General features: G+C 72.1%; 29 protein-coding genes. 9 read left to right on the forward strand and 20 right to left on the reverse strand.

From position 1 onward, the window contains the following. Positions 1-5 precede the first annotated feature (5 nt). From ACIBU0_RS36895 to ACIBU0_RS36905, 3 genes are all read right to left on the reverse strand, one after another. Positions 6-476: a hypothetical protein gene (locus ACIBU0_RS36895; protein ID WP_398827465.1), complete on the reverse strand. Its 471-nt coding sequence runs from the start codon at positions 474-476 to the stop codon at positions 6-8. A 69-nt stretch (positions 477-545) separates the two neighbouring features. Continuing rightward, complete coding sequence (locus ACIBU0_RS36900; RefSeq protein WP_398827467.1) at positions 546-1,841, reverse strand: ABC transporter substrate-binding protein; 1,296 nt, start codon at positions 1,839-1,841, stop codon at positions 546-548. Continuing rightward, positions 1,816-2,388, reverse strand: coding sequence for a hypothetical protein (locus tag ACIBU0_RS36905; protein WP_398827469.1), 573 nt, complete (start codon positions 2,386-2,388; stop codon positions 1,816-1,818). Before ACIBU0_RS36905 ends, ACIBU0_RS36900 begins: the two co-directional genes overlap by 26 nt. Positions 2,389-2,577: 189 nt before the next feature. Here ACIBU0_RS36905 and ACIBU0_RS36910 point away from each other — a divergent pair, with 189 nt between their 5' ends. From ACIBU0_RS36910 to ACIBU0_RS36920, 3 genes are read left to right on the forward strand one after another with little or no spacing between them, the layout of a single operon-like run. Then, the gene (locus ACIBU0_RS36910) at positions 2,578-3,054 is read left to right on the forward strand and encodes a hypothetical protein (protein ID WP_398827471.1); all 477 of its coding nucleotides are present in this window, start codon (positions 2,578-2,580) and stop codon (positions 3,052-3,054) included. Between the two features lie 25 nt (positions 3,055-3,079). Then, positions 3,080-6,322: an ATP-binding cassette domain-containing protein gene (locus tag ACIBU0_RS36915; protein ID WP_398827473.1), complete on the forward strand. Its 3,243-nt coding sequence runs from the start codon at positions 3,080-3,082 to the stop codon at positions 6,320-6,322. Continuing rightward, positions 6,319-6,996, forward strand: coding sequence for an ATP-binding cassette domain-containing protein (locus tag ACIBU0_RS36920; RefSeq protein ID WP_398827475.1), 678 nt, complete (start codon positions 6,319-6,321; stop codon positions 6,994-6,996). Before ACIBU0_RS36915 ends, ACIBU0_RS36920 begins: the two co-directional genes overlap by 4 nt. On the opposite strand, the gene ACIBU0_RS36925 is transcribed toward ACIBU0_RS36920, so the two are convergent. Together ACIBU0_RS36925 and ACIBU0_RS36930 are read right to left on the reverse strand one after the other, a co-directional pair. Further along, on the reverse strand, positions 6,929-7,531 hold the full coding sequence (locus ACIBU0_RS36925; RefSeq protein WP_398827477.1) for a transglycosylase family protein: 603 nt from the start codon (positions 7,529-7,531) through the stop codon (positions 6,929-6,931). The genes ACIBU0_RS36920 and ACIBU0_RS36925 overlap by 68 nt on opposite strands. A gap of 115 nt (positions 7,532-7,646) precedes the next feature. Further along, on the reverse strand, positions 7,647-8,315 hold the full coding sequence (locus ACIBU0_RS36930) for a transglycosylase family protein (RefSeq protein ID WP_398827479.1): 669 nt from the start codon (positions 8,313-8,315) through the stop codon (positions 7,647-7,649). A 541-nt stretch (positions 8,316-8,856) separates the two neighbouring features. Here ACIBU0_RS36930 and ACIBU0_RS36935 point away from each other — a divergent pair. Both ACIBU0_RS36935 and ACIBU0_RS36940 read left to right on the forward strand, forming a co-directional pair. Beyond that, positions 8,857-9,639, forward strand: a complete 783-nt coding sequence (locus ACIBU0_RS36935) for a hypothetical protein (RefSeq protein ID WP_398827481.1) — start codon at positions 8,857-8,859, stop codon at positions 9,637-9,639. Positions 9,640-9,773: 134 nt separating this feature from the next. After that, positions 9,774-10,124 (forward strand): hypothetical protein, encoded by a 351-nt coding sequence (locus ACIBU0_RS36940; RefSeq protein WP_398827483.1) that lies wholly within the window; start codon positions 9,774-9,776, stop codon positions 10,122-10,124. Between the two features lie 75 nt (positions 10,125-10,199). On the opposite strand, the gene der is transcribed toward ACIBU0_RS36940, so the two are convergent. The 6 genes from der to ACIBU0_RS36970 all read right to left on the reverse strand — a co-directional run bounded on the left by der (position 10,200) and on the right by ACIBU0_RS36970 (position 14,891). After that, a complete protein-coding gene (gene der / locus ACIBU0_RS36945) occupies positions 10,200-11,678 on the reverse strand; it encodes a ribosome biogenesis GTPase Der (protein ID WP_398827485.1) in 1,479 nt (492 codons plus the stop codon). 81 nt (positions 11,679-11,759) lie between these two features. Further along, positions 11,760-12,413, reverse strand: coding sequence for a lysophospholipid acyltransferase family protein (locus ACIBU0_RS36950; RefSeq protein ID WP_398827486.1), 654 nt, complete (start codon positions 12,411-12,413; stop codon positions 11,760-11,762). After that, on the reverse strand, positions 12,410-13,096 hold the full coding sequence (gene cmk, locus ACIBU0_RS36955) for a (d)CMP kinase (protein WP_398827488.1): 687 nt from the start codon (positions 13,094-13,096) through the stop codon (positions 12,410-12,412). Before cmk ends, ACIBU0_RS36950 begins: the two co-directional genes overlap by 4 nt. Before the next feature lie 122 nt (positions 13,097-13,218). After that, positions 13,219-14,304, reverse strand: a complete 1,086-nt coding sequence (locus ACIBU0_RS36960) for a prephenate dehydrogenase (RefSeq protein WP_398827490.1) — start codon at positions 14,302-14,304, stop codon at positions 13,219-13,221. Next, on the reverse strand, positions 14,301-14,669 hold the full coding sequence (gene aroH, locus ACIBU0_RS36965) for a chorismate mutase (RefSeq protein WP_398827491.1): 369 nt from the start codon (positions 14,667-14,669) through the stop codon (positions 14,301-14,303). The genes ACIBU0_RS36960 and aroH overlap by 4 nt, the downstream gene beginning before the upstream one ends. A 51-nt stretch (positions 14,670-14,720) precedes the next feature. Next, positions 14,721-14,891: a hypothetical protein gene (locus ACIBU0_RS36970; protein ID WP_398827493.1), complete on the reverse strand. Its 171-nt coding sequence runs from the start codon at positions 14,889-14,891 to the stop codon at positions 14,721-14,723. A gap of 124 nt (positions 14,892-15,015) precedes the next feature. Between ACIBU0_RS36970 and ACIBU0_RS36975 the strand changes: the two genes are divergently transcribed. Genes ACIBU0_RS36975 through ACIBU0_RS36990 form a run of 4 tightly spaced genes read left to right on the forward strand, consistent with a single transcriptional unit; the run spans position 15,016 to position 17,476 of the window. Then, positions 15,016-15,684 carry a hypothetical protein gene (locus ACIBU0_RS36975; RefSeq protein WP_398827495.1) on the forward strand — a complete coding sequence of 223 codons (669 nt, stop codon included), beginning with the start codon at positions 15,016-15,018 and terminating at the stop codon, positions 15,682-15,684. Positions 15,685-15,718: 34 nt separating this feature from the next. Next, a complete protein-coding gene (locus ACIBU0_RS36980; protein ID WP_398827497.1) occupies positions 15,719-16,303 on the forward strand; it encodes a DUF6529 family protein in 585 nt (194 codons plus the stop codon). Continuing rightward, positions 16,300-16,710 carry a Rieske (2Fe-2S) protein gene (locus tag ACIBU0_RS36985; protein ID WP_398827499.1) on the forward strand — a complete coding sequence of 137 codons (411 nt, stop codon included), beginning with the start codon at positions 16,300-16,302 and terminating at the stop codon, positions 16,708-16,710. Before ACIBU0_RS36980 ends, ACIBU0_RS36985 begins: the two co-directional genes overlap by 4 nt. Before the next feature lie 22 nt (positions 16,711-16,732). After that, entirely contained in the window at positions 16,733-17,476 is a 744-nt protein-coding gene (locus ACIBU0_RS36990) for a DNA polymerase beta superfamily protein (protein ID WP_398827501.1), read from the forward strand. On the opposite strand, the gene ACIBU0_RS36995 is transcribed toward ACIBU0_RS36990, so the two are convergent. From ACIBU0_RS36995 to ACIBU0_RS37035, 9 genes are all read right to left on the reverse strand, one after another. Then, the gene (locus ACIBU0_RS36995) at positions 17,402-18,151 is read right to left on the reverse strand and encodes a DNA polymerase beta superfamily protein (protein ID WP_398827503.1); all 750 of its coding nucleotides are present in this window, start codon (positions 18,149-18,151) and stop codon (positions 17,402-17,404) included. The two genes, ACIBU0_RS36990 and ACIBU0_RS36995, sit on opposite strands and share 75 nt — an antisense overlap. A gap of 3 nt (positions 18,152-18,154) precedes the next feature. After that, positions 18,155-19,177 (reverse strand): ADP-ribosylglycohydrolase family protein, encoded by a 1,023-nt coding sequence (locus ACIBU0_RS37000; protein WP_398827505.1) that lies wholly within the window; start codon positions 19,175-19,177, stop codon positions 18,155-18,157. Further along, positions 19,174-19,890, reverse strand: a complete 717-nt coding sequence (locus ACIBU0_RS37005) for an NUDIX hydrolase (RefSeq protein ID WP_398827507.1) — start codon at positions 19,888-19,890, stop codon at positions 19,174-19,176. Before ACIBU0_RS37005 ends, ACIBU0_RS37000 begins: the two co-directional genes overlap by 4 nt. A gap of 66 nt (positions 19,891-19,956) precedes the next feature. Next, a complete protein-coding gene (locus ACIBU0_RS37010; protein WP_398827509.1) occupies positions 19,957-21,372 on the reverse strand; it encodes a DHA2 family efflux MFS transporter permease subunit in 1,416 nt (471 codons plus the stop codon). A gap of 51 nt (positions 21,373-21,423) precedes the next feature. Next, the gene (locus ACIBU0_RS37015; protein WP_398827511.1) at positions 21,424-21,972 is read right to left on the reverse strand and encodes a TIGR03086 family metal-binding protein; all 549 of its coding nucleotides are present in this window, start codon (positions 21,970-21,972) and stop codon (positions 21,424-21,426) included. Beyond that, the gene (locus tag ACIBU0_RS37020) at positions 21,969-22,931 is read right to left on the reverse strand and encodes a sigma-70 family RNA polymerase sigma factor (protein WP_398827512.1); all 963 of its coding nucleotides are present in this window, start codon (positions 22,929-22,931) and stop codon (positions 21,969-21,971) included. Before ACIBU0_RS37020 ends, ACIBU0_RS37015 begins: the two co-directional genes overlap by 4 nt. A 110-nt stretch (positions 22,932-23,041) precedes the next feature. After that, the gene (locus ACIBU0_RS37025; RefSeq protein WP_398827514.1) at positions 23,042-24,169 is read right to left on the reverse strand and encodes a pseudouridine synthase; all 1,128 of its coding nucleotides are present in this window, start codon (positions 24,167-24,169) and stop codon (positions 23,042-23,044) included. Beyond that, entirely contained in the window at positions 24,169-24,852 is a 684-nt protein-coding gene (scpB, locus tag ACIBU0_RS37030; RefSeq protein WP_398827516.1) for an SMC-Scp complex subunit ScpB, read from the reverse strand. Before scpB ends, ACIBU0_RS37025 begins: the two co-directional genes overlap by 1 nt. Next, positions 24,849-25,940, reverse strand: coding sequence for a segregation and condensation protein A (locus ACIBU0_RS37035; RefSeq protein WP_398827518.1), 1,092 nt, complete (start codon positions 25,938-25,940; stop codon positions 24,849-24,851). Before ACIBU0_RS37035 ends, scpB begins: the two co-directional genes overlap by 4 nt. Between the last annotated feature and the right edge of the window lie 14 nt (positions 25,941-25,954).

Consider the following 25,954-nt stretch of genomic DNA (forward strand, 5'->3'; position numbering starts at 1 on the left):
AGCGCCTAATAGCTCGGGGGTACGGGTTCGCGGGCGAGTGCGGGTCCATTGTGGCTGGTCGCGCCCCGCGGCGAAGCCGCATGTCGAAACTGCCCCGCGCCCGTTAACGGCGTTGTCGTTAAGCGGCATTCGACGCTCAGGTTTCCCTGGCGGGTCTCGTACGGGACCCGGGACGCGAGGGAGTGCACCTGCATGGCGCCCGGTGCCAGGCGGTGCGGTTCCTCCTCCGTCACGCGCGCGTACGCGTCCCAGTGGCCCTCCGGCAGGGCGACACTGCTCGGCAGGGCGGCGCGGAGGTGGCCGTGAGCGGCCGGCGTCAGGGGCAGGCTGACCTCCTCGTGGCCTTCGCGGTGACGCAGCACCAGGTGTGCTTCATCGGTCGCCCCCGTCGCGCTGACGTCGAAGGTCAGTCCGCCGGCCGAATCCGCGATGCAGTCGGCGCGCAGTGGTGCGGTGTGCGACAGGGACGTCGTCATACGGTGCGGTTCCTCCCTCGGCGGTCTGCTCCGTCAGTTGGACTGGCGAGGCGGCCTTTTGGTTGCCCGTCAGGGTTGGTACGACAACTGCGGGACCGTGAAGCACGTGGTGTTCATCTCTCCTTGGGAGACCCAGCTCTCGCGGTCCTTCCAGCGGGCTACGGACAGACAGGTCCGGCGGCTCTTCGGCGGCTCGGCCAGCCGCTCGAACCCGACCGGGAGCAGCAGGCCGTCGGCGGTGTATCCCTGACTGCGGTTCATGAAGGCGTCGACGCACGCGCGCGTGATGCCCTCGTCGGCGCACGCCTTCGCCGCGTCCGTGAACCACATCGCCGCCGCCCAGCCCTCCAGCTGCCACTGGGAGTGCGTCTCGAGACCCTTCGTGGCGTCCCGGAACTCCCGTACGGCGTCCTGGTCCGTGTCCTGGAAGTTGCGGGACGAGCCGGTCGCCCACAGGGCGTTGCGGCAGCGCGGGGAGTCCTTGTAGTCGTCGGCGACGGTGGACGTCCAGTTCTGTACGTTCGTCACCTTGGCGGTGACCTGGGCACCGACGTCGTCCATCGCCTTGCACAGCCGGGCGTTGCCGTGGGTGTCGATCGCGTCGAAGACGAGGTCGGCGCCCTGTTCCTTCAGGTCGGCCGCCACCGCGCGGAAGTTGGGCAGCGCGAAGTCGACCTGCTCGGTGACGACCTTGTAGCCCTCGGCCTCGAGCCCCCGCTCGACGAGCCGGGCGTAGGCGGCGGAGGCTGGCTGGTTGTACGAGACGACGGCGGCCGTACGGGCACCGTGCTCGCGCTTGAAGTAGCGGTAGACCTCCGTGCCGCCGTACTGCTTGCCGTGCCAGCCGGTCGTGCCGTTGCGGGGCGCGAGGCTGCCGTAGATGCCGTAGAGGTGCGGGTAGGTGTCGTAGGCGGCCCCGATGGGCTGGCCGCCGATGTCGGGCACGCGCGCGTGCGAGACGCGTGAGGCGCCCGCGTAGTCGAGGGCGGTGGTCGCGACCAGGGCGACCACCTTCTCCTCGTCGATCAGCTCGTGCACGCACTCGTTGTTGCCGACGCCGCTGCCGCCGTCGTCGCACTCGTGCACCTCGACGGGGCGGCCGCCGATGCCTCCGCGCGCGTTGAGGCGCTCGAAGAAGGCCTTGGCGCCGTCGCGCGGACCGGTGAAGGCGTTGCCGCCGACCGGGCTGGTGGCGCTGGTGATGATGCCGACGCGGACCGGCGTGCGGTCACCGGCGGGCGCCGTGGGAGTGCCCCCGTCGCGGTGCTCGAAGTCGCTCTCCGGCAGCCGGCTGCCGCACGCCGTACTCAGAGCCAGCACCATCACGGCGATCGCCGCCTCAGCACCCCGGGATCGGCGACCCATTGCCGCTCATCTGGACCAGCGCGCACAGGGTCTTGGCGGACACCTTCCAGGTGCCGTCCTGCTCGACCGCGGTTCCGGAGGCGTTCGGCAGGGCGGTCGCGCCCTTCAGCGTCAGGTCGTACGTGACGTTCGCCTCGGTCGGCGAGGTGAACTCGACCTTGGAGACCTTCGCCTGGACCTGCCCGCCGCGCTCGTCACCGCTGAACGCCTGCAGGACCGGCGCCATCTGCTCGCCGTTCTCCAGGACGGTCTGCTTTTCCTTTAGGGATGTCTTCGGATCGAAGAACTTCGCCCAGTTCTGCTTGATCTCCGTCTCGGCCGCCCCCGCGTCCGCGGGTGCCGTCACGGCCGGTGACGTCTGCGTCCGCTCGACGGTCGGTGTCGGCGGTGTCTCGTTGCCGCCGCCTCCCTCGTCGTCGCTGCAGGCCGCGAGGGCCGGGGCGAGGAAGAGGAGCAGGGCCGCCGCCAGCGCGGTCCCCCGTCCCGCCGCCCGTGGGCCACGCCCCCCGTCTGCGTTGCTCCGCCTGAGGTCGCTCCCGAGAACCATCTGGCTCACCACCGGGTGTCGATCCGGGCCGTGTGCGCCCGGTGCTTTCAGGGTCAGCTTGCAGGAGGCATAGTGCAAGCCATTGGCTGACATGGACAGGCACATGCACCGAAACCGATGTGCGTGGACCGGATGCGCGTGGACCCGACGCGCATGCATGCGCACAACCCCGACGTGTGGGAGCCAGCGATGCGGACAGCCCGACTGCGGACCGTGCACCCCGTCCTCTGGGCCGGCTGGGCCGCGCTCGCGGCCGGCTCGGTGCTGTGCGTCATCGGCTGGTACGGCATCTCCGGCGAGCGGTTCGCCGAGCGGCAGCTGCCGTATCTCGCGTCCTGCACGGTTCCCGGGGCCGCGCTGATCATCGCGGGGTCGGTGCTGCTGACCCACGGCCGGGGCGCGCTCGCCGCCGCGCGCGTGGACGAGCTGTACGGCCTTCTGGTGGCCGCCGAGCCCGTCGACGCCGAGGAGTCGGGACCGTCGGCCGCGGCGCCGCTCGCGGTCAGCGGGGACCTGCTGATGGTGCCCGGCGGCACCCTCTGGCACCGGGCGGACTGCCCGCTGGTCGCCGGGAAGGTCGAGGCCGTACCGGTCGATGCGAAGCTGGTGAGGAGCGGCGAACTGGGCCCGTGCCCGATCTGTGAGCCCGCCGAAGCGGATGACTGACGCGGATGACCGAAGCGGATGACTGATGTCCTCGCTGACGTACGACCTCACCCTGGCCGGTCTGTCGGTCGGCAGTGCCGCCGCGCTCACCGGGATCGGTCTGATCGTGACGTACCGCGCGACCGGCGTGCTGAACTTCGCGCACGGGGCGATCGCGATGGTGTGCGCGTATGCGCTGCGGCAGTGCGTGGTGGAGTGGGGCTGGCCGCTGTGGGCGGGCGCGACGGTGACGCTGCTGGTCCTCGCGCCCGGCATCGGGATGGTGCTGGAACGGTTCGTCTTCCGGCCGCTGTCGGTCCTGGGCAGCGATCCGGCGCAGACCCTGGTCGCGTCCATCGGGGTGTTCGTGCTGCTGGTGGGCGGGGCCGCGCTGCTGTGGGGCCAGGGGGCGCGGGACGACGTGCCGGAGCTGGTGTCGGCCGATCCGTGGGGGCAGTTGGCGGTGGCCCTGCTGCTGGCGGCCGGGGTCGGTGCGGTGATCCGCTGGACGCGCTTCGGCCGGGAACTGCGTGCCGTGGTGGACGACCGTGAGCTGGCCGTCCTGGGCGGCATCGACGCGGACCGGGTGGCGGCGGCGGGCTGGGCGTTCGGCTCGTTCACGGCGGGTTTGACGGGCGTCCTGCTGGCGCCGTACGTCCGCCTGGACCCGTACGGGATGCCGCTGCTGGTCATGGAGGTGGTCGCGGTCGCGGTGGCCGCGCGGATGCGCAGCCTGCCGGTCGCCGTGGCGGCGGCGCTGGCCCTCGGGGTGGCGCAGAGCCAGCTGAGCCGGCTGCACCCGTCGGGCTGGGGCGCGCCCCTGCTCCAGGCCGTCGGCACGAACCTGTTCGTCGTGGCGTTGCTGATCGCGGCCCTGGCCCTCCCCCGCGTCGGCACCCGCGACGCTCTCCCCCGCACGGCCACCGCGCGCGTGCCGACACCGCCGGGCGCCTGGATCGTGGCGGCGGTGCTGTTCCTGCTCCCGCTGGGCTTCGCGGGCTCGGACCTGCATACGTCGGTGCAGGTGCCGGCGCTGGCCGTGGTGCTGCTCTCGCTGGTCGTCGTCACGGGCCGCGGCGGCCAGATCTCGCTCGGGCAGGCGGCGTACGCGGGACTGGGCGCCCTGTTCACGGCCCTGCTGGCAGCGGGCCGCTTCCCGGGCCTGCCGCGCCTGCCGGAACTCGCGGCGCTCACGCTGGCGGTCGTCCTCGTGGCTCCCCTCGGGCTGCTCACCGGCTGGCCGGCGATCAGCCGCCGGGGCCTGGCCCTCGCCCTGGCCACCTTCGCGGTCGGCGTCGGGGTGAGCCGCTTCGTGTTCTCCCAGCCGTACGCGATCTCGGGCCTGTCCCTGGGCCGCCCGGCGGGCTTCGAGGGCGACCGCGCGTACTACGTCCTGGAACTGACCCTCCTGGCCGCCGCCCTGCTGGCGACCTGGCTGCTGCGCCGCGGCCGTACCGGCCGGGCCCTGGCGGCCATGCGGGACCACGAGTCGGGGGCGTCGGCGGCTGGGGTCCAGGTGCCCTCCCTCAAGCTCCTGGCCTTCGTCTCGGGCGCCGCCCTGGCGGCCCTCGGCGGGGGCCTGCTCGGCATGGGCCTCAGAGCCTTCGACCCGGCCGCCTACGACCCCGTCCGCGGCCTCCTCTGGTTCGCCGCGGTGGTCGTCCTGGGCGCCGACAGCACCCTGGGCGCCCTGACCGCGGCCGCCCTCCTGGTCGGCCTCGACGCGGGGGCCCGGGGCGGGGTGGCGGCGGCACTGATCGGAGTGCTCGCGGTACTGGTGGGCCGCTTCCCCGGGGGCCCGTACGAGGCGTTGCGAGCGGCGGCCGGAAGGCTGCGGCTGCGGCGGAGGGCGACGCTGACGGCGGTGGGTGCGCGGGCACGTCGGCAACTACGGCCGGCGGAGCGAGCCCCTGCACCCCAGCCGACCTTGGCGGGCCTGACCGCATCGGGCTCCGCCACGCCGACCCGCCGGCACGAACAGCACGGCGGGGCAGGCCCACGACCGCCGCGGAACCACCCATGGCCGAGCCGCCGGGTGCACGGCACGGCAGAGGGCGGAGAACGGGGAGGGGAAGACGCCGATGCGGGGGGCGGAGGCGACGGCGGCACGGGGCGGGGCGGCGCGGCCGGAGGCGGCACGAGGCAGGGCGGCGCGAGCCCGGACAGCGCGAGGCAGGGCGGCGCGGGCCCGGACAGCGCGGCCGGAGACGACACCGCCGACGGCGGCACGGGCCCGGACAGCGCGGCCGGAGACGACACCGCCGACGGCGGCACGGGCCCGGGCGGCACGGGCCCGGGCGGCACGGCCGGAGGCGGCGCGAGGCAGGGCGGCGCGGCCGAGGGCAATGCGGGTCAGGGACGTGCGGGCGGTGGTAGCGCAGACGAGATCAGCGGAGCCGGTGGCGGGGCGGGCGAGACCAGCGAAGCCGGTGCCCGCCCTGTGGGCACCCGCATTGCCGCAGCCGCCGACGGCGCTGAGCCCCCACAGGGGCCACCCGCACCCGACGACGAAAGGTGCACGGGCGGTGCGGGTGGGAAACCAGACGCGGCCGAAGGCCGCGTGCACCCCCACCCCGGCCCCCACCCACCGCCACCCACCCTGACGACCCACCACCTCCAGGCCCGCTACGACGGCTTCACCGCCCTGGACGACGTCACCCTCACCGTCCCACCCGGCCGAGTCACCGCGATCATCGGCCCCAACGGCGCAGGCAAGAGCACCCTGTTCCACTGCCTGGCCGGCACCCACCGCCCCACCCACGGCCAAGTCCTCCTCGGCACCCGCGACATCACCCACCTGCCCGCCCACGCCCGCACCCGCCTCGGCGTCGCCCGCACCTTCCAGCAACTGGCCGTATTCCCCTCACTGACCGTCACCGAGAACGTCCGCATAGGCGCCGAACAAGGCCGGCACCAGGACCCGTCGGCCGTCGAACGCTCCCTGCGGCTCCTGGGCCTGGACGGCCCCGTACGCTCCCTGCCCGCCGCAGGCCTCCCCACCGGCACACTCCGACGCGTCGAGTTGGCCAGGGCCCTCGCCGGCAGCCCACGCGTACTGCTGCTCGACGAGCCCGCCGCGGGCCTCGACACGGCCGAGGTCACCGCACTGACCCGGATCCTGAAGGCCCTCGCCGCCGACGGCACCGCCCTGCTCGTCGTCGAGCACGACCTCGACCTGGTCGCCGACCTCGCCGACACCGTGCACATCATGACGGCGGGCCGGATCGTCGCCTCCGGCCCACCCGAGCGCGTACTCGACGCCGCAGGCCCCCGGGAGGCCCCCGCATGACCGCCATCTCCCTGCGCCACGCGCGCGTGCGCTACGGCCCCCTGGAGGCCCTCCACGGCGTGACCCTCGCCGCCCCCGGCCCCGGCTTCACCGTTCTGCTGGGACGGAACGGCTCCGGCCGTACGACAGCCCTGCGTGCCCTGGCCGGAACCGTGCCGCTGTCCGGCGGCTCGGTGGTGTGGGACGGCACCGACATGACCCGCGTGCCCGCCCACGAGAGGGCCCGCCGTGGACTGTGCCTGGTCCCCGAGCGCCAGGCCGTGTTCGGCTCCCTCACCGTCCGCGAGAACCTGGAACTCGCGGCCGCCGCGTACGACATCGCCCTGGACGCCTACCCCGCGCTCGCCCCCCTCCTCGCACGCCGCGCCGGCACCCTCTCCGGCGGCGAGCAGCGCATGCTCGCCCTCTCCCGCGCCCTGCTGGCACGCGCGCGCGTGCTGCTCGTCGACGAACCCGCGCAGGGCATGTCGCCGGCGGTCGCCGCCCGCACGTACGAACTGCTGAACGAACTCGACGCATGCGTGGTCGTCGCCGAACAACGACTGCCGCCCGTCCTGCACGGCCGGGCGGCACTCGTCCACGAACTGCGGCGCGGCGCGATCGTGTTCAGCGGCGAGGCGGGCGAATGGGCGCGCCGTGCAGCGCGCCGAACCGGGTCGAGCCCTTCCGGATGAGCAGCGACGTGCTCGACCTCAGCCGGTCGGTGATGCTGGGCTTCCCCATGTCTTCCCTGCTCTTGATGCCGTCGTACGCACGGTTCCTGAGGCCGAAGTACGCGCGGCCCGCGAGTCCGTACCTCCTGGAGCAGTGCGGCCACGCCCCCCATCCCTGCACGGCCACCACCTTCTTGGCGATCGTGATCTGCTCCTGACGGGTCGCGAGATCCGCGCGCGGGGCGTACTTCCCCCCGCCGAAGCCCTCCCAGGTCCGCTGCGAGAACTGCAGTCCCCCGAAGTGGCCGTTGCCGGTGTTGATGTGCCAATTGCCGCCGCTCTCGCACTGGGCGACGCAGCCCCAGGGCCACTGGTCCTTGGTACAGCCGAACGACATACGTTTGGGGGGCGGTCCGAGTTCCGGTGGCGGCGGCGCCACCTGCACGGCGGGCGTTGTCTGCGGAGCGTGCGCGGCGTGCGCTGCCTGCGCCGTGCCCTGGGCAAGGGCGGTGAGCAGCGAGCCGGCGAGAACGATCGTGAGCGGTGTGCATTTCATATGAGCACGCTAGGCAGCTTGTTGCGGTCAACCGCTGCGGCGCGTCCGAGGGACACGGGGGCCCCACCCGGTCGGCGGACCGGGTGGGGCCCCTGCCCCGGCAGGGGAGCGACGCTCAGAGTTCGAGGCGCTGCCCGGGCACGATCACGTCGGGATCACCGCCGATTGCGGCCTTGTTGGCGGCGTAGATCCGCTGCCAGGTGGTCCCGTGCCGGGCGGCGATACCGCTCAGCGTGTCGCCCGCACGGACGGTGTAGTCGCCGCGGGACGAGCCGCGGTTCGTGTGGCCCGTCGAACGCTCCGGCGTCTGCGACGGAGTCGACGGGGCTGCCTTGGTGGACGAGGAGGCCGTGGAGCCGGTGGCGGAAGCCGCGGGTGCGCTCCCGTACGCTCCGGCCCGGGCCGAGCAGGTCGGCCACGCGCCCCACCCCTGGGCGCGCTGCACCTTGGTGGCCACGGCGATCTGCTGCGCCTTGCCGGCCCGGTCCGCCGTCGGCGCGTACGCCGTACCGCCGTACGCGCTCCAGGTGGAGGCGGCGAACTGCAGTCCGCCGTAGTAGCCGTTGCCGGTGTTGATGTGCCAGTTGCCGCCGCTCTCGCACTGGGCGATGCGGTCCCACACTCCGCTGTCCGCCGCTGCGGCGTTGCCGGTTGCGGCCAGCAGCCCGAGCGGAGCGAGCAGTGCCGCCCCGGCGAGGACCGCCGTCGTACGAGTCCGGCTCCCCTGCGGAGCCTTCGGCGCCTTACGAGCGTTGTCGTGAGTGGTATCGGCACATTCGGACATGTAGTTCCCTCTCAGAGGACCCGGGGTCCCTCAAGGCTGAACGCCACTCCCCGCGCCATGGGGCGCGTGAGTCGCGCTCGCCCCGTCCGCCTGAGGCTGGTGCTGTTCGCTGGCTGACTGGTGGTGCGGCGGACGTACCCGAGCGGTGCTCGTTGCACACGGCCGAGGAATGTAGGGAGGCCGACCGGCCGCTATCAACCAACTCCTTGTCATTCCAGGCCAGTTCACCGTTACCTCCGGTATCGGCGATTTCCGGCCACCCACTTCATTCGCTGATTTCGGGATTTGTCGACCATCCTTCCCGCTGACCTGTGACTCACCTCACGCAACCAACTTCCTTGGATTTCCAAGGACTTGACGGTGAGTAGCCGATCGCGCACCCGAGATGACGGTGCGCGGTGGATGGTTCGATTCCGTTCGGTGTGGTGCGTGACTCCCGCCACAGATCGTCCGTTGTCTCCTTCATGAGCCCGGGACCGCCCGGTTCACGGGCCGGGAGCCACCCGGCCCCGCCACGCACCACATCCCGAGGGAGCCCCCCGTGCCGCGCATGCTCGACGTCAGCGACGAGGTACGTGCCGAGATCGGCGACGAAGAAGCCGACCGGCTGCTCGCCGGAGAGAACGCCCCCGGCAGTTACGACTGCACGTCCTGTCGCACCCCGGGCGACTCCGAACAGGAGCGCACCAGCACCGTCCTGTTCATCGGGGACGAGACCGCCGTCCTCGCCTTCGCCCACGCCACCTGCCTGCCCTCGCAGGTCGTCCAGGTCACCGAGGAGCAGTTGCGGGGCGCCGTGAAGTCCATCACCGGCGACACGGTCGACCTGGAGCCGGACAAGATCGTTCCGGAGCAGGCCGTACTCGGCGTGACCAGCGGACTGGTGCTGATCGCCGGGGAGTTGCACCCCGCCCTGGTGGTCGAGCCGACGGGACCCATCGTGCGACCCGGGGCGGTCGGTGCCGGCGACGACTTCCTGCCGCTTCTCATCGAGCAGGGGTTCATGCCGGCCACGGAGCTGGCCGAGGTGCCGCCGGTGCTGCACGGGTGGTCCGTGCTGCTCGCCATGGGTCAGCTGCACGCGGTGCTGCAGCCGGGGTCCTCCGGGGGGCAGCCGGTTGCGTGGTGGCAGGCGCATCAGCCCCTGCAGGTGACCGACGGGTGGCGGGCCGCCGCGAACAAGCATCAGCAGGTGCTGATGTTCGCGGCGCCGGTGGGTTCCATTGGGCGCCAGCCTCGGGAGGATCTGCTGCGGGAGGCTCTGGACAAGGCTGCGGCGAACGGAAAGCTGGTTGCGGCGGCGCTGCCTCTTGCGGGGACGTGAGTGCGCCCATTGGGCGGGGACTGTATGTGAGTACGGCGGCTGCGGGCAGTTCGTGGCTTGTCGCGCAGTTCCCCGCGCCCCTTTAGGGCGATACCCAGCCGCATCTCTTCTTGTGCCGGGTCGTTTGGACATACGTGCATGCATACGACGTTCCCCGCCATCAGGGCGGCCCATCGGCCACGCCGATCTACGACGCGCTCTACGCCGAGTACGTCAAGTCCTTCCGCTCGCTGCCGGGTGACCGCAGCGGCGAGGAGGATCTGGGGTTCACCGCGTTCGGGAACATTCCACGGAGCACGGGTTCGTACGGCGCCCATCGCCCGGGGTCGTTCAGCAGCTCGTACACCGCCTACAGCGCGGGCGCCCACAGCGCCCGGCACGGCACCGGCCAGCAGCCGCAGTGGCAGCGCGTCGGGCACATCGGCCCGCAGGGTTCGGGGATGCACCACGTCCCGGCCGCGCTGCCCCCGGCGCGCAGAGGCTGAGCACGCGGAAGGGCGGCCCTTCACCGGGCCGCCCTTCCGTCATGTCCGCTGCTTCTTCTGCTTCTTCTGCTTCTTCTACTTCTTCTTGCCGCGCTTCTCGCGCACCCGCACCGAGATATGGATCGGCGTCCCCTCGAAGCCGAACTCCTCACGGAGCCGGCGCTCGATGAAGCGGCGGTAGCCCGCCTCGATGAAGCCGGAGGCGAAGAGCACGAAGCGCGGGGGCTTGGTGCCGGCCTGGGTGCCGAAGAGGATGCGGGGCTGCTTGCCGCCGCGGATCGGGTGGGGGTGGGCGGCGACCAGCTCGCCGAGGAAGGCGTTGAGGCGGCCGGTCGGGACCCGGGTCTCCCAGCCCGCGAGGGCGGTCTCGATCGCCGGGACCAGCTTCTCCATGTGCCGCCCGGTGCGCGCCGAGACGTTCACCCGGGGCGCCCACGCGACCTGGCCGAACTCGGTCTCGATCTCCCGCTCCAGGTAGTAGCGGCGCTCCTCGTCGAGGGTGTCCCACTTGTTGTAGGCGATCACCATGGCGCGGCCCGCCTCCACGGCCATGGTGACGATGCGCTGGTCCTGGACGGAGATCGACTCGGAGGCGTCGATCAGGACGACGGCGACCTCGGCCTTCTCCACCGCGGCCGCGGTGCGCAGCGAGGCGTAGTAGTCGGCGCCCTGCTGGAGGTGGACGCGCTTGCGGATTCCGGCCGTGTCGACGAACTTCCAGGTCACGCCGCCCAGTTCGATGAGCTCGTCGACCGGGTCACGGGTCGTGCCGGCGAGTTCGTTGACGACGACGCGCTCCTCGCCTGCCACCTTGTTCAGCAGGGAGGACTTGCCGACGTTCGGACGGCCGATCAGGGCGATGCGGCGCGGGCCGCCGATACCGCCCCCGCCGAAGGACTCACGCGGCGCGTCCGGCAGCGCCTCCAGGACGGCGTCCAGCATGTCGCCGGTGCCGCGGCCGTGCAGGGCCGAGACGGGGTACGGCTCGCCGAGGCCGAGGGACCACAGGTACGTGGCGTCCGCCTCACCACTGGGACCGTCGACCTTGTTGGCGCACAGCACCACGGGCTTGCCGGCCTTGCGCAGCAGTCGTACGACGGCCTCGTCGGTGTCGGTGGCACCCACCTTGGCGTCGACGACGAAGACGACGGCGTCGGCGGCCTCGATGGCGAACTCGGCCTGCGCGGCCACGGAGGCGTCGATGCCGAAGACGTCCTGCTCCCAGCCGCCGGTGTCGACGACCTTGAAGCGGCGCCCGGACCACTCGGCCTCGTAGGTCACGCGGTCCCGGGTGACACCGGGCTTGTCCTCGACGACGGCCTCACGGCGGCCGATGATCCGGTTGACGAGAGTCGACTTGCCGACATTCGGCCGGCCGACGACGGCGAGGACGGGCAACGGCCCGTGCCCGGCGGCCTCGATGGCCCCCTCGACGTCCTCGAGGTCGAAGCCCTCTTCCGCGGCGAGCTCCATGAACTCCGCGTACTCGGCGTCGCCAAGCTCTCCGTGGTCGTGCTCTTCGAGCGAGCCCTCGGAGTGGATGTGGTCGTTCATGAAGTCCGTACCTCGTTCATAGTGGTGATCGGTGGACAACCCGGTTGCTTTCTCCCGGTTTGATCCACTACTCAGTGTCGCCTAGCGACCGGTCAGTCGCCTGGCGTTTTCCAGGTGCGCGGTGAGCTGCTTCTGGATGCGCTCGGTCGCCTCGTCCAGCGCCCGGCGGGTGCGCCGCCCGCTGCCGTCGCCCGCCTCGAAGGGGTCGCCGTAGACGACGTCGACGCGGTGGCGCAGCGGAGGCAGCCCCTTTATCAACCGTCCCCGCTTCTCGGAACTTCCCAGCACCGCGACGGGGACGATCGGCGCCCCGCTGCGTACCGCGAAGTAGGCGAGCCCGGCGCGCAGCGCGGCGAAGTCGCCCTCGCCACGGGTGCCCTCGGGGAAGATGCCGAGGACACCGCCGTGGGACAGCACGTCGAGCGCCTGCGTGATGGCCGTCCGGTCGGCGGCGTGACGGTCCACCTTCAGCTGGCCGATCCCGGTCAGGAACGGATCCAGCGGCCCGACGAACGCCTCCTTCTTGATCAGGAAGTGCACGGGGCGGGGCGACACGCCCATCACCATCGGCCCGTCGATGTTGTGGCTGTGATTGACCGCGAGGATCACCGGCCCGGTCGCGGGCATCTTCCAGGAGCCCAGGACCCGGGGCCGCCACAGCCCGTACATCAGGCCGACGCCGATGCGCCGCCCGACCTCGGCGCCCCGCTCGGAGGGCACGGACGGAACGCTCACTTCCCGGCTCGCTTCTCCTCGACGAGCGTGACGACGCACTCGATGACCTGCGGCAGGGTGAGCTCGGTGGTGTCCACCTCGACCGCGTCGTCCGCCTTGGCGAGCGGCGAGGTCTTGCGGCTGGAGTCGGCCGCGTCACGCTTGATCAGCGCCTCGCGGGTCGCGTTGACGTCGGCGCCCTGCAGCTCGCCGCTGCGGCGGGCGGCGCGGGCCTCCGGGGAGGCGGTGAGGAAGATCTTCAGGTCGGCGTCGGGCAGCACGGTCGTCCCGATGTCGCGCCCCTCGACGACGATCCCGATCTCCGCGGAGGTCGCGAGCGAGCGCTGCAGTTCGGTGATCCGCGCACGCACGTCCGGCACGGCGCTCACCGCACTGACCTTGGAGGTGACCTCCTGGGTGCGGATCGGACCGGACACGTCGACGCCGTCTACGGTGATCGTCGGGTTGGCCGGGTCGGTGCCGGAGACGATCTCGGGCTTGCCGGCCACGGCGGCGATCGCGGACGGGTCCTCGATGTCGATGCCGTTGGTCACCATCCACCAGGTGATCGCCCGGTACTGGGCGCCGGTGTCGAGGTAACTCAGCCCGAGCTGCGCGGCGACGGCCTTCGACGTGCTCGACTTGCCCGTGCCGGAGGGGCCGTCGATGGCGACAATCACGGGCTTGGCGGCACCGTTTTCCACGGGGAGACACCTTCCTGGTGCGGTGTGGCGGGAGTGGCGGGGCGCGAACGCACCCCGCACAAGGTTACTGGGTACGCATCACTCGTCCGGCCGGACGGCCACCGGGCGGGAGCGAGAAGCCCCTACTGCCGGATCGCCCAGCCCCGCTCCTTCAACGCCGCCGACAACACCGGCACCGCCTTGGGCTCCACCATCAGCTGGACCAGACCGGCCTGCTGCCCCGTCGCATGCTCGATCCGCACATCCTCGATGTTGACCCCCGCCCGCTCCGCATCCGCGAAGATCCGCGCAAGCTGGCCCGGCTGGTCGTCGATCAGCACGGCCACGACCTCGTACGCCCGAGGAGCCGCGCCGTGCTTGCCCGGCACCCGGACCTGCCCCGCGTTCCCACGCCGCAGCACGTCCTCGATCCCGGACGTCCCCTCCAGCCGCTTCTCCTCGTCGGACGACTGCAGCGCCCGCAGTGCCCGCACCGTCTCCTCCAGGTCCGCGGCGACATCCGTGAGCAGGTCCGCCACCGGCCCGGGGTTGGCGGAGAGGATGTCGATCCACATCCGGGGATCGGACGCGGCGATCCGGGTCACGTCCCGAATGCCCTGCCCGCACAGCCGTACGGCCGCCTCCTCGGCGTTCTCCAGCCGCGCGGCGACCATGCTGGACACCAGGTGCGGCATGTGGGACACCAGCGCGACCGCACGGTCGTGGGCGTCGGCGTCCATCACCACCGGCACCGCACGGCAGTGCGAGACCAGCTCCAGGGCGAGGTTCAGCACCTCGGTGTCGGTGTCCCGGGTCGGTGTCAGCACCCAGGGCCGGCCCTCGAAGAGGTCACCGGTCGCGGCCAGCGGCCCGGACTTCTCCCGCCCCGACATGGGATGCGAGCCGAGGTACGCGGACAGATCCAGGCCCAGCGCCTCCAGCTCCCGCCGCGGCCCGCCCTTGACGCTGGCCACGTCGAGGTAGCCGCGCGCCAGCCCCCGGCGCATGGCGTCGGCGAGCACCCCGGCCACGTGCGCGGGCGGGGCGGCGACGATCGCGAGGTCCACCGGGCCCTCGGGCGCCTCGTCGGTGCCGGCGCCGAGCGCGGCCGCCGTACGGGCCTGCTCGTGGTCGTGGTCGGCGAGGTGGACGACGACCCCGCGCTGGGACAGGGCGAGGGCGGCGGACGTACCGATGAGCCCGGTGCCGATGACGAGTGCGGTTCTCACTGGGCGATGTCCTTGCGCAGGGCGGCCGCGGCGCCGAGGTAGACGTGCGCGATGTCGGCGCGGGGCTTGTCGGACTCGATATGCGCGAGTACCCGCACGACCCGCGGCATGGCGCCCTCGATGTCCAGTTCCTGGGCACAGATCAGCGGTACGTCGGCGAAGCCGGCCCCGAGCTTGCGGGCGGCGGCCGCCGGGAAGTCGCTGTGCAGATCGGGCGTGGCCGTGAACCAGATGCTGATCAGGTCGTCCGAGCTCAGGCCGTTCCGCTCCAGGATCGCGGTGAGCAGGGCCCCGACCTGCTCGTCCATGTGGCCGGCGTCGTCCCGCTCCAGTTGGACGGCCCCCCGGACCGCTCGTACCGCCACGGCTTGGCTCCTTGCTGCTGTACGGATCGGCTCTTCGACCCTTCAGCCTAGTCAGCCCGTGCACGGCAGACGTATGCCGCCCGCCCGCTGAGACGGCCCCCGGGCCCCGCTCACGGCGACTACTGCCTGCTCGCCGAGCCCCGCGCCCCTGAGCGTCTCCAGCAGCCCGCCGAGCGGATCGCCGCCGAGCAGATCACCAAGGTCCAGGTCCCTACCCGTCATGGTCACAATGTCACCTGAATGTCTCTGTTCCGCTACTTGGGGTGAGAACACCCCTGTGCGCCTCTTTACGCCCGGCACGGCGTCCGCTCTCATGGCAGGAAGCTCGCCTCGGGGGAGGCCCGTCATGAAGCGTCCTGGACCGCTGCTCACTCTTCTCGCGGGTCTTCTGCTCGCGGCGTTCATGCTGTCGCTCAACGCGACGACGGGGACGCGGAACACCTCCGCGCGGACCACGAAGGAGTCTCCCGCGCCCACGGTGTCGCCGACCCCGTCCAGGACGACCCCGCCGCCCTCGCCGTCGCAGAGTCCCGTCCCCGTCCCCGACGCCGGCTACGCGGGCCGCACCGACGACGACTCCGCCGCCGTAGCCGTCAACCTGCGCGACGGCAGGGCGATCGCGTACTTCTGCGACGGCCGTGACAGGGAGTCCTGGCTCAAGGGCGACGTGAACGACGACGGGACGATGCGGCTCACCGGCAAGGACGGCTCCGTCCTGAGCGGCACCCTCGAGCGAAGCCGAGAGTGGGGGAGGATCCGCGGCACGGTCGACGTCGACGGCGGCCACCACGCCTTCACCGCCGACCGGACGAAGAAGCCGTCGGGCCTGTACCGGGCCACCGCCACCGTGCGCGGTGCCCGGGTCGAGGGCGGCTGGATCGTGCTGCCGGACGGCCGGCAGGTCGGCGTCCTCACCCGTGAGGGCCGGCCCTCGCCCGCCCCATGGATCGACCCGGGGACCGGCGCCGTGACCGTCGACGGACGGCAGCTCACGGCCCTCCCCGCCGCCCCCTGATCCTCCTCGACGCCCCTCTTCAAGGGAGCCGGTCATGACCGTCGATCCGAACGCCCTCACCCAGGACTTCCCGTCCCCGCGACCCGGCCACCGTCGCCCGCACGCGGCCCGCTATCTGGTTCCGGCGCTGGTCGCCGGCGCGGTCGCGGTGGCCCTCGGGGTGTACGGCAAGGTCCACGACCCGACGGGGACGGCCTTCAACCTCGCCGGGTTCAGCAGCACCGGCGCGGTCAAGTCGTGGCTGGCGACGGCGGCGGTCTTCTTCGCGCTGGTCCAGCTGGTCTCCGCGCTCATGGTGTACGGCAAGCTGCCGGGGCCGGCCTGGTCATCCGCCCTGCACCGCTGGTCGGGCCGGGTGGCGTTCCTGGTGTCGGTGCCCGTGGCGGTGCACTGCCTGTACGCGCTGGGCTACCAGACGTACGAAATGCGCGTTTTCCTGCATTCCCTCCTGGGTTGCTTCTTCTTCGGTGCTTTCAGTGCAAAGATGCTGCTGCTCCGCTCGGAGCGACTTCCCGGCTGGCTGCTGCCGATCGTGGGCGGGCTGGTCCTCGCCGCTCTCGCGGTCATCTGGCTGACCTCCGCCCTCTGGTTCTTCCGCACTTTCGGAGTGACGACATGAGCAACCGTCCGACGCGGCGCACGATCCTCCTCGCGACCGGTGCTACGGGCGCGGCGGCGCTCGTCGCGGGCTGCGGCGAGTACGACGACAAGGGCGAAGCCGCCTCGGAGGTCTCGCCGGGCCAGGAGCTGGCCGGCACGGCCGACGTCCCGGTGGGCGGCGGCCTGATCCTCAAGGACGAGAAGGTCGTGCTGACCCAGCCGAAGGCAGGCGAGTTCAAGGCCTTCTCCGCCATCTGCACGCATCAGCAGTGCACGGTCGGCAGCGTCTCGGGCGGCACGATCAACTGCCCCTGCCACGGCAGCAAGTTCGACATCACGGATGGCTCGGTGGCCCACCCTCCGGCGTCGAAGCCCCTTCCGGAGAAGAAGATCACCGTGGAGGGAAATTCGATCCGCCTGGCGTGATCCGCCGCGTACGCTCCGGGGCATGCACCCCGAGACCCTGGTACGCGACCACACGATCTACGCCTGTGTGATGGGCTCGCGCGCCTTCGGTCTGGCGACGGACGGCAGCGACACCGACCGCCGGGGCGTGTTCCTCGCCCCCACGGCCCTCTTCTGGCGCTTCGACAAGCCGCCGACGCATGTCGAGGGCCCTCAGGAGGAGCAGTTCAGCTGGGAACTGGAACGCTTCTGCGAACTGGCCCTGCGCGCCAACCCGAACATCCTGGAGTGCCTGCACTCCCCGCTCGTGGAGTACGTCGACGACACGGGCCGAGAACTCCTCGCCCTGCGCGAGGCGTTCCTGTCCCGCCAGGCGTACGAGACGTTCACGCGCTACGCGCTGGGCCAGCGCAAGAAGCTGGAGGCCGACATCCGCGTACACGGCGCCCCGCGCTGGAAGCACGCGATGCATCTGGTCCGCCTCCTGATCAGCGCCCGGGACCTGCTCCGCACCGGCCGGCTGACGATCGACGTGGGCGACCATCGCGAGCCACTGCTCGCGGTCAAGCGCGGCGAGGTCTCCTGGCCCGAGGTCGAGACCTGGATGACCCGCCTGGCGGACGAGGCGGAGCAGGCCTGCCACCACAGCCCGCTCCCGCCGGATCCGGACCGCCGCCGCGTGGAGGCCTTCCTGACCCGCGTCCGCCGCGCCTCAGCCCTCCAGCCGGAGCCGTACGACGAAGGCGTGCAGGGCGTCGTAGGCGCTCGGGGCGTCGGGCAGCACTGAGGCCGTCTGCGCCTCGTCCAGCACCCCGTGCAGCCGTTCGACGTCGGCCGCCACGCGCGCGTGGTCGACACCGGCGGCCCCGTGCTCCTGCTCCGCCTTCGCCGCGATGAGCTCCGGCAGATACGCGGGAGCGTCGACCTCCCCGATCAGCGTCGGCAGATGCGGCTGCACTTCCCCGCTGCGCATCAGATGGATGCCGGTGAGCAGCACCCGGAAGGTGTAGAGCAGCGGCTTGAGCTCCCCGGTCTTCTCGAACAGCCGCCACTGGGTGTTGGCGAACCCCCGGTAGTGATGGGCGTGGTGACTGGTCAGGACGCCGGGCGCGAGCTCGGCCAGCTCGCGGTGGGCGTCGGTGGTGTGCACGACGAGCGGCGACAGCAGCTGCTCCAGCACATAGCCGTTGCGCCGCAGCATGAGCCGTACGAACTTGCGCAGGTCGTGCGTGACAAGGTCCATCTCGACGCCGTCCCGCACCCACATGCGCGACCGCGTCTCGTCCGGCTCCCGCAGGCCGACCAGGTCGGCGGCCGGCAGCAGGTGCACGCCCCGCAGGTCGACGTCGGAGTCGCGCGACGGGAAGCCGTACAGGTGGGCGCCGGAGACGGTCGCGAACAGCACCGGGTCGGGCTGTTCGGCGACGACGGGCGTGAGGTCGAGGTCCAGGGCGTCGATCATCCGTCAAGCGTCCCAGAGCGCTCCGAGGGCCAGCAGGTCCCCCCGGTACTCGATCCGGTCCGCCCACTGAGCCGGCCAGGCGTCGGCGCCCAGCCAGGCACCCGCGAACGCTCCGGTGAGGCAGGCGATCGAGTCCGAGTCGCCGGAGGTGCAGGCGGCCCGCCGCAGGGCCGTCAGCGGCTCGTCGACGAACCACAGGAAGCACAACAGGGCGGTGGCCAGGGCCTCTTCGGCGATCCACCCCGCACCGGTGGCGAGGCACGGGTCGGTCTCGGGCGAGGCGCCGCGCACCGCCTCCTGGAGACGGTCCAAGGCCGCCAGGCACTCGTCCCAGCCGCGCGCGATGAAGTGCTCGGGCGAGGGGTCGTGGCTGCGGGTCCACAGGTCGCCGAGCCAGCGGTCGTGGTAGCGGGTGCGGTTGTCGTAGGCGTACGACCGCAGCAGGCCGACCAGGCCAGTCGGTTCGGCGCCCTGCGCGAGCAGCCGTACGGCGTGGGCGGTCAGGTCGGAGGCGGCGAGCGCCGTCGGGTGCCCGTGGGTGAGGGCGGACTGCAACTGGGCGGCGCCCGCGCGCTGTTCGTCGCTCAGGCCGGGGACGAGCCCGATCGGGGCGACGCGCATGTTGGCGCCGCAGCCCTTGGAGCCGATCTGGCTGGCGTCCTGCCAGGGCCTGCTCTCGCTCTTCAGCAGATTGCAGGCGACCATGCAGGTCCGGCCCGGGGCGCGGTTGTTCTCCGGCGACTGGTACCAGTCCACGAACTCCTCCCGCACCGGCCGCTCCAGGCGCTTGGGCCCGAGCAGACCCCGGTCCATGGCCGTCCGCAAGCCCTTCCCCAACGCCAGCGTCATCTGCGTGTCGTCGGTGACGATCGCCGGTGCCGGCAGCTCCATCTCGCGCCACGGCCCGCACTTGGCGAGGATCGACGGCACGTCGCTGAACTCGGTCGGGAAGCCGAGCGCGTCCCCGAGGGCGAGGCCGGTCAGGGACCCGGTGGCGGCGCGTTTGCGGACGGTGGTCATGGTCATGCGGGGCGTCCTTCCGGGGTCGGCCGGAGCAGCGGCGGGTGGAGGGTGGTGGCGGTGCCGGCCCGGTACAGCGCGGCCGGTTTGCCCCGGCCCCCCGTGAGCCGGGCGGCACCGGGGACGGGTTCGACGAAGCCCGGCGTGGCGAGCACCTTGCGGCGGAAGTTGGGCCGGTCGAGGGCGGTTCCCCACACCACCTCGTAGACGTGCTGGAGCTCGCCGAGTGTGAACTCGGCCGGGCAGAAGGCGGTGGCGAGGCTCGAGTACTCGAGCTTGGCGCCGACGCGGTCATGGGCGTCGGACAGGATGCGGTCGTGGTCGAAGGCGAGCGGCCCCGCCTTGTCGTACGGCACCCAGCGCGCCTGCGCGGCGTCGCTGCCCCCGTGCGGCTCGGGCGGGTGGGGCAGCAGCGCGGTGAAGGCGACCGTCACGACCCGCATCCGGGGGTCGCGGTCGGGCTCGCTGTAGGTCCGCAGCTGCTCCAGGTGCAGCCCGGAGACGTCGGACAGTCCGGTCTCCTCGGCGAGTTCACGCCGGGCCGCCGTCTCCGCGGACTCGTCCGGCTGCACGAAGCCGCCGGGCAGCGCCCAGTGCCCCTGGTACGGCTCCTGCCCGCGCTCGACGAGCAGGACGTGCAGGACGCCGTCGCGGATCGTGAGGACGGCGAGGTCGGCGGTGACGGCGAAAGGCTCGTGGGCGTACTTGTCGTACTCCATGCGAACCCACCCCTTAATAGTCAGTGCGACTATAAAGAGGGTGGGTGCATCGCCGCAACCCCCTGGCTAGCTACGGCTGCGGGAGGGCGCGCAGGCCGCCACCACCGCCCCGACGGCCGCCGCACCCGCGGTCACCCACAGCGCCGCGCCGGCTCCCTCGACGAACGCCTCCCGCGAGCCGTATCCGCCGTACGTCGTGAACACGGCCGCGGCGACCGCGATCCCGAAGACCCCGCCCAGCTCGCGCAGCGCGTTGTTGACGCCGGCCGCGATGCCCGCGTCGCCCAGGGGGACCGAGGACGTCACGGCGTTGGCCACGCTCGGGAACACCATGGAGATGCCCACGCCCGCGACGATCAGGGGGACGACGAGACGGCCGTAGCTCACACCGGGTTCGACCAGCCAGGCCAGCAGCGCCAGGCCGGTGGCCTGGAGCACCAGACCGCCCAGCATGAACGGCCGGTTCCCGAACCGGTCGGCGAGCGCACCGGCGACCGGCGCGACCAGCAGGGGCATGGCGTTCCAGACGAGGATCCGGACGCCCGCCTCCAGCGGGGAGTAGCCGAGGCCGAGCTGGAAGAGCTGCGTGATCATGAACAGGGCGCCCAGCAGCGAGGCGAAGAGGAGGAAGGCGGAGGCGTTGGCGGTCGTGAAGCCGCGCCGCCGGAAGTGCGACAGCGGCAGCATCGGATAGCGGGCCCCGCTCCTCTCCCACCCCAGGAAGGCCGCCACGAACCCGACTCCGACGGCCAGCGCGGTCAGCACCTCGGCACTCCCCCACCCGGCCTCCGGCGCCCGCACCGGCGCCCAGGCGAGGCCCGTCAGCCCCACGGCCGCCAACACCAGCCCCACCAGGTCCAGTTGGGGGCGCGTCCCGTAGCTCTCGCGGAGCCTGGTGGCGGCGAACGGCAGCATGGCGAGCCCGATGGGCACGTTCAGCCAGAAGATCCACTGCCAGGACAGCCCCTCGGTGACGGCCCCGCCCAGCACCGGCCCGGCGGCCACACCGAGTCCGGTCACCCCGCCCCACATGCCGATGGCGACACCCCGCTTCTCGGCCGGGAACGCCTCGCTGATGAGGGTCAGGGTGAGCGGGAGCAGGACGGCGGCCCCGGCGCCCTGCAGCACGCGCGCGCCGATGAGCTGGCCCGGGCCCTGGGCGAGGGCCGCCGCGGCCGAGGCGAGCGTGAAGACGGCGAGGCCCACGACGTACATCCGCCGCCGCCCGAACCGGTCGCCGAGGGCGGCGCCGGTCAGGGTGAGGCAGGCGAAGACGAGGTTGTAGGCGTTGATCGTCCACTCCAGCTCGGACAGGCTCGCCCCGAAGTCGGCACGCAGCGCGGGCAGCGCGGTGGCGACGACCACGACGTCCAGGGAGCACAGCAGCGCGCCGAGCCCGGCGAGGGCGACGGTCCATACCCGGCGCGCCGGTGGGTGTTCGGCGGGTGGGGTGCGGAGGGGGGCTTTGAGGGTGTCGGTCATGTCCGTGCCTTCCGTGAGTATGCGAGGTCACTCACGGAAGGCAGACCGGGCTCACCGCGGAAAGGAATCGCGGCGGCCGAGGAAGGCCAGCAGTTGGACGTCGGCACGCGCGTGTGCCGGCACCTCGACCGGCACGCCGAAGCGCACTCCCCGGTCCTCCACCCCGACCACGCAGCGGGCGACCGGCAGCAGCTCGGCGGCGAGGGGGACCGGGATGGGGCGCGGCCGACCGCAGGCCTGGGCGACGTCCCAGCCGTGCACGGCGATCTCGACGGCACCCACGGCACCCATCACCCGTACGTCCAAGGGCCGTTCACCGACCAGGACACGCTCTCCGGCGGGCCCGGCCGCCCAGGCGCCGAGCACCGCGCACGCGCGCGTGCGGAAGCCACAGGCGCGGTCGGCCCGTGGGACGAGCCCGATCCGCCCACCCGTCAGTCCCTCGTACAACGCGTCCAGTGAGTCGTCGAGGTGCCCGAGCAGCTCCCCCAGGTCCCACTCGGCGCACGGCGTCCCCCGCCGCAGGCTCTCCGTCTCCACACCGGCGACGCTCCCCAGCGCGTAGGCGAGCGAACGTTCCAGCAGCTCCCCGGCGTTCACGACAGCTCCTCGGGCAGGTCGAACCGGCCGAGCAGGTCCACGTCGAGGAAAGCCGTGATCCGGGCCACGAGGCCCTCCTCCACGGTCAGCACCTGCACGGAGTGGGCCTGGAGGACGCCGTCCGCCCCGCGCACGTACATCGCGACGGCCGGCTGCCCGTTCGCGCGCGTGGGCAGCATCCGCAGCGTGCCCTTCTCGTGCACGCGCGCCTCCAGGAAGCGCAGGACGTCCTTCTTGCCGCGGAACCACTCCAGGTGGGGCGGCATCTCCAGCTCGATCCCGTCCTGGAGGAGGCCTAGCAGGGCGTCCATGTCGGCGTTCTCGAAGGCGGCCACGTACCGGTCGAGCACCTCCCGGTCGGCGGCGCCCTCCGGCTCCTGGACGAGGTCCTCGTCGGGCGCCACCTCGCCGAGGCGGGCACGCGCGCGTTGCAGCGAGCTCTTCACGGCCGCGGTGGAGGTGCCGAGCAGCGAGGCGACCTCGGGCGCCCGCCAGGCCAGCACGTCCCGCAGGATCAGCACGGCCCGCTGCCGTGCGGGCAGATGCTGCAGAGCGGCGACGAGCGCGAGCCGCAGACTGCCCCGGGCCGCCACGACGGTCGCCGGGTCGACGAGCGCGTCGGGCAGCGGCTGGAGCCACGGAACGTCCGTCGCAGGGGCCCTCAGCGGCTCCTCAGGCCCCTCTGACGGCCCGCCGAGCCCCGAGGGCAGCGGACGTCGCCCGCGGCTCTCCAAGGCCGTCAGACACGTGTTGGTGGCGATCCTGTGCAGCCAGGTGCGCAGGGAGGCCCGGCCCTCGTAGCCGTCGTAGGAACGCCAGGCCCGCAGATAGGTCTCCTGCACCAGATCCTCGGCCTCGTCGACCGAGCCCAGCATCCGGTAACAATGCGCGAGCAGCTCCCGCCGGTACGGGTCCGTCAGCCGTGCGAACTCGTCGCGGTCCGTCGTCGTCGCAGCCATGCCTGCACACTCCTCTCGCCGGTCACGCAGTACAGACCGGCGAGAGGACGAAAACGAATCGGCGACGCGGGACGGAAGCGAGCGACGAGAGCGAGGACCGAACCGAGGGCCTAGAGGTCGACTTCCTTCATCAGCATGCCGACCTCGGTGTTCGACAGCCGCCGCAGCCAGCCCGACTTCTGGTCGCCCAGGGTGATCGGCCCGAAGGACGTGCGCACCAGCTTCTCGACGGGGAAGCCGGCCTCCGCCAGCATGCGCCGCACGATGTGCTTGCGGCCCTCGTGCAGGGTGACCTCGACCAGGTAGTTCTTGCCGGTCTGCTCGACGACCCGGAAGTGGTCCGCGCGCGCGTAGCCGTCCTCCAGCTGGATGCCGTCCTTGAGTTTCTTGCCCAGGTCGCGCGGAATCGGGCCGACGATGGCCGCGAGGTAGGTCTTCTTGACGCCGTACTTGGGGTGGGTGAGGCGGTGGGCCAGCTCGCCGTGGTTGGTGAGCAGGATGACGCCCTCGGTCTCGGTGTCGAGCCGGCCGACGTGGAAGAGCCGGGTCTCGCGGTTGGTGACGTAGTCGCCGAGGCACTGGCGACCCTCGGGGTCCTCCATCGTCGAGACGACACCGGCGGGCTTGTTGAGCGAGAAGAACTGGTACGACTGCGTGGCGACGGTCAACCCGTCGACCTTGACCTCGTCCTTCTCCGGGTCGACCCGCTTGCCCTGCTCCAGCACGATCTCGCCGTTGACCTCGACCCGTGCCTGCTCGATGAGCTCCTCGCAGGCACGCCGGGAGCCGTAGCCGGCCCGCGCGAGCACCTTCTGCAGGCGCTCGCCCTCCTGCTCGGCGCCCGGGAAGGTCTTGGGCAGCTTGACGTCCTTCTTGCCCGCGTAGCGCTCCCGGTTGCGCTCCTCGGCGCGGGCGTCGTACTCACGGGACGTCGCAGGCGCCGAACGACCCCGTCCGGTGCCGCTCTGCCGGCCCTGCTTGGGCCCGCCCTTGGCGCCGCCGCGCGCGGAGGCACCGCGCCCCGACTTCGGGCCGTCCTGGGTGGCGCCGGGGCCTACGTCGTAGCGCCGCTCCTCCGGGCGCGGCTTCTTCGGCCGGCCGCCCTGCTTGTCGTCGCGGTTGTTACCGGCGCCGCGGTAGTTACCGCGGCCCCCGCTGCTCCCGCCGCGGCCGCCGCTGTTGCCACCACGGCTCCCGCCGTTGTTTCCGCTGCTGTTCCTGCCGCTGCTGCTTCGCATCAAAGTTCCGTCTGGTCGTCTACGTCGTCGGTACCCCGGCTCACCGAGGTGCCCGGACCGTCATCGGGAGCGTCCGGGTCGAACGACGGCACCCCCTCCTGGGTCTCGGCCTCGATCGCCTCCGCCTCCGGGAGGAAGGGCGCGAGCTCCGGGAGCTCGTCCAGACCGCGCAGGCCCATCCGCTCCAGGAAGTAGTTCGTCGTCCTGTACAGGATCGCACCTGTTTCGGGTTCCGTGCCCGCCTCCTCGACCAGCCCGCGCTGCAGGAGGGTGCGCATGACACCGTCGCAGTTCACTCCGCGTACGGCCGAGACGCGGCTGCGGCTGACCGGCTGGCGGTACGCGACCACGGCCAGCGTCTCCAGGGCGGCCTGGGTGAGCCGGGCCGTCTGCCCGTCCAGCACCAGCCGCTCGACGGCGGCCGCGTACTCGGGGCGGGTGTAGAAACGCCAGCCGCCGGCGACGAACCGCAGCTCGAATCCGCGCCCCTGCACGGCGTACTCGTCGGCCAGTTCCCGCAGGGCGTCGGCGATCTGCCGCCTGGGCCGCTCCAGGATCTTCGCCAGGTGCTCCTCGGTCGCGGGCTCGTCCACGACCATGAGCATCGCCTCCAGGGCGGGCTTGAGGTCGAGGTCGGCGACGGTACGCAGCCCGACCGGAACCTCGGTGGTCTCCTCACTCACGCCTTCTTCTCCTCCTTGGGCGGCTCGGGCGGCCGGTCGAACTCGTCGGTCACCAGGGGCGCGTCCTCCCCGTCCCCACCGGTCCACCGCACGATCAGCTCGCCGAGGGCGGCTTCCTGGTCCAGTGCGACGGCCTTCTCGCGGTAGAGCTCCAGCAGTGCCAGAAACCGCGCTACGACGGTGAGGGTGTCGTCGGTGTCCTCGACCAGGGCACGGAAGCTGGCCTCACCGAGCTCCCTGAGGCGCGCGACGACGATCCCGGCCTGTTCCTGCACGCTCACGAGCGGCGCGTGGATGTGGTCGACGTACACCTGCGGCTTGGGCTTGGGCTGCATCGCCTTGACCGCGAGTCTGGCGAATCCTTCCGCCCCGATGCTGATGACGACCTCGGGCAACAGCTCGGCATGGTGGGGTTCGAGCCCGACGGTACGGGGGTAGCGCCGGGCCTCGTCGTCGAGCCGCCGGCTGAAGATGTCGGCGATCTGCTTGTACGCCCGGTACTGCAGCAGCCGCGCGAACAGCAGATCCCGCGCCTCCAGCAGCGCCAGGTCGCCCTCGTCCTCCACCTCGGCGGAGGGCAGCAGCCGGGCCGCCTTCAGATCGAGCAGGGTGGCCGCCACGACGAGAAACTCGGTCGTCTCGTCGAGGTCCCAGTCCGCCCCCATCGCCCGGATGTGCGCCATGAACTCGTCGGTCACCTTGGACAGCGCGACCTCGGTGACGTCGAGCTTGTGCTTGGAGATCAGCTGGAGGAGCAGATCGAAGGGGCCCTCGAAGTTGGCGAGCCGGACCTTGAAGACGCCGTCGTCACCGGACTCCGTCTCGTCCTGCTGGGCAGGCGGCTCGGCGGAAGGTTCAGGGGCGGCGACCTCGGGCTCCGGCTCCCGGACCACGACCTCGGCAACCTCGGGCTCCTGAGCCACAGGATCCGGAACCACAGGATCCGGAACCACAGGATCGGCCACCACAGCATCGGGCGCCGCCTCAACCGGCGGAGCCACCCGCGAAGCGCCCGGCCCCCTCCCCAGCGCACGCCGACGGCCACCGGAGGAACCGGCGCCGTGAGGGGGAACGTCGTTCGAGGTCATAGCCCCCGCAGGCT

Source organism: Streptomyces sp. NPDC049627 (assembly GCF_044465645.1).
Taxonomy (GTDB): domain Bacteria; phylum Actinomycetota; class Actinomycetes; order Streptomycetales; family Streptomycetaceae; genus Streptomyces.